Source organism: Pedobacter sp. UBA5917 (assembly GCF_002432345.1).
GTDB lineage: Bacteria > Bacteroidota > Bacteroidia > Sphingobacteriales > Sphingobacteriaceae > Pedobacter.
The window spans coordinates 1-2709 of record NZ_DJDT01000320.1 but is presented as its reverse complement, the minus strand read 5'-3'; the positions used below and the strand labels follow the sequence as shown (position 1 = coordinate 2709).

The following is a 2709-nucleotide window of genomic DNA, read 5'->3' as shown; positions in this document are numbered from 1 at the left end:
TAGCTTCGATACGTGATGCATTTGCACCTTGAGATACCAAATAAGCTTTTACCGATTCAGCTCTGTCTTTAGATAAACGCAAGTTTAATTCTCTACCGCCAGTGTTATCGGTGTGACCTGCTAATTTTAAACTAAAGTTTTTCTCTACCAATAAAGCTGCAACACGGTTTAAAGTAGCATACGATTTTGAACGGATAGTTGATTTACCCAAATCGAATTCTAAGTTAGAAATCGCATCCCTAACCACTTTGCGGTCGGCTTCTGTAATTACCTTGGTTTCTTTGATAATCTCACGTTGAACTTTGATTGGGCAACCAGAACCATCAACAACTGTTCCTGATGGAGTACCAGGGCATTTGTCGAATTTGTTTGCTACACCATCGTTATCATCATCGCCCAAATCTTTAGCATATTGCTCTCTATCACGTTGTGCATTTTGCTCTGCAGTTGATAATGCTCTTCTTAATTCAGAACTTTCTTCAGCGCTTTCTTTACGTAGGTTAGCTAGTGAGCTGTAGTTTTGTAACTGTGGTTTATCTTTACTACCCAAGGCGAATTCTAAACCTGCGTGTGCGTAAGCAAATCTGTCGTTAGTACCGGTATTAACACCATCGAATTTGGCCGATTTAACAAAATTTACATCGTATCCTAAATCGATATTGATACCTTTGGCAACGCCCAGTTTTACACCCGCACCTACCGGTACAAACCAACCGTCTCTGTAATAACCTGCATCTACTGTATTGGCAGGACTAGTAGTAGCACCAGAAGATAGGTAACCTGCACCAGCTTTTAAGTAAGGGGTTAAAATTGCGTTTTCCTGGTTGATGTTGATGTTAGCTACATTCCAAACTGCTGATAAAGCACCCGACCACTGCATGTTGGTTTTATAACCGGTATTGGCGATGAAACCACCTGCGCCATTAGATGCCCTTAACTCTTCAACTTTACCTGCAAGGAAATCGGCCTGAATACCTAATTGAGGTATAATTTGCTTTTTAACATAACCGCCATAACCAATATGTTCAACCGGAGTTTCGAATAAATGGTTCGAATTTCCAAAAATTGTTCGAGGGGTTAATAAACCTCCATGTACACCTACACTCCAGGTACGGAAAGATTTTTCGCCAAATCTTGTTCCTGTTGTACTGGTAGTAGTTGGTGTTTCCTGTGCAAATAATTGTGATGATAAGCCTAATAATGCAACCAACATTGTTGATTTTGTAATTCTCGTATTCATGTTTTTCTATTTTGTAAATATTAGTGTCTTAACAGTTTTTATAGGATACTGTTTTGCTTTGACTTAGAAAAAACCTTGCCAAAGGACTCGTTTTTTATTCAAATAGCATGTTATCAGAAGATTACGAAGGAAAAATTATTTCACAAAAAAGTTACCTAACCAATGAAGATTAGGTGTTTTTTGTATAGTATTTAGTACAATTTAGGGTAATGAGCCTCGTTTTCGTCTGTTAAGGAATTACTTGTCTGATGGATTTTTCTTTCTGTTTAAAAGCATTTCCAACGTTTTCTCAATCCTGCTTAGTCTGGTTTTTTCCTGTTTAGCGGATAAGATCCAAAGCACATATTCTTTTCGGTGGCTATAGGCAAGTTGGTTGAAATAGGTTAAAGCAGCTGGATGGTTTTCTAAAGCCAGTTTTAAATCATCAGGAAGGTTAACTGTTTTGTTTACCGGATCGATGTATTCGCCATATTCGTTGGTTTTAATATGTTCGTTTCTCATGCCGGATGGCTTTACTTCCGAAAGGAGTTTCAACCGAAGACCTGTCCATGTTTCGTTAACCGCGGCTGATGCACAGGGTGTTAAACCAAAAACATTAAGCTCCTCCCAACTCTTCATCAGATCGAGATCGGATTTTATTTTTGATGACTTTTTCGGATAAAATACCCAAAAAATAGTTTTTGCATCAATGTTTTTGAGGTTACTTTGAATTTGCCGGTTCAGTTGCGCTGTATTTGTCGTAAATGTTATTAGTACATTAAATGCAGTTTCCCCATTGTATTTTAACACAACATCAGTAGGGATATCTCCAAATATCGCTGCAACTTGTTCAGGAGCATCTACAACTTTAACAGTGTTGCCAGGTTTTACCTGAAGTTTTTTTAGAAGTGGGTTCTCCATTTTTGATTGTTTAAAAGGTCCGATGTCTGGGGTCAGCAGCTATTGTTACTATTGCTAAAATCCTACGTGTACTTTATAAAGACCCTGAAATAAATTCAGGGTGACGACCGTTTTAGAAAAAGCTTTTAAAAAATCACAAAAATATCTTATCTCTGCTTTCTTTGTGCTCTTTTTCTTTGCGTCCTTTGCGGTTAATAATTCAAAAACTACAACCTCAATTTAGCAAAGAAATCCCAGAATACAATTCCTGCAGAAATTACGATATTGAACGAATGTTTGGTGCCGAATTGCGGAATTTCGATGCATTCGTCAATTTTTGCCATTACTTCATCACTTACGCCATCCACTTCATTTCCAAAAATCAGGGCATATTTTTTATTGAAATCCGGTTTAAAAGTATTCAGCATGGTGCTATTTTCTGCCTGCTCAATGGCAATAATTTCATAACCCAGTTCCCTTAATGTATCAACCGCTTGTAAAGTATCTGTATAGTGGATCCAATCAACAGATTGTGTTGCACCCAAGGCAGTTTTTTCTATTTCGCGGTGCGGCGGTTGAGCGGTAATACC

Annotated in this window: 3 protein-coding genes; all 3 read right to left on the bottom strand. The window is 37.9% G+C overall.

Translation table 11 applies throughout. The features are described 5' to 3' along the window. On the bottom strand, nt 1-1240 hold a 1240-nt coding region (locus B2V92_RS22390), incomplete at its 3' end, for an OmpA family protein (protein WP_293312310.1). A 237-nt stretch (nt 1241-1477) separates the two neighbouring features. Beyond that, the gene (locus tag B2V92_RS22385) at nt 1478-2140 is read right to left on the bottom strand and encodes a YdeI/OmpD-associated family protein (RefSeq protein ID WP_293312308.1); all 663 of its coding nucleotides are present in this window, start codon (nt 2138-2140) and stop codon (nt 1478-1480) included. A 206-nt stretch (nt 2141-2346) separates the two neighbouring features. Then, on the bottom strand, nt 2347-2709 hold a 363-nt coding region (locus tag B2V92_RS22380; RefSeq protein WP_293312306.1), incomplete at its 5' end, for a TrmH family RNA methyltransferase.

What these genes read in the sequence shown, in the direction of transcription:
- B2V92_RS22385 (WP_293312308.1), bottom strand. Translation starts at nt 2,140, where the DNA reads ATGGAGAACCCACTTCTAAAAAAACTTCAGGTAAAACCTGGCAACACT.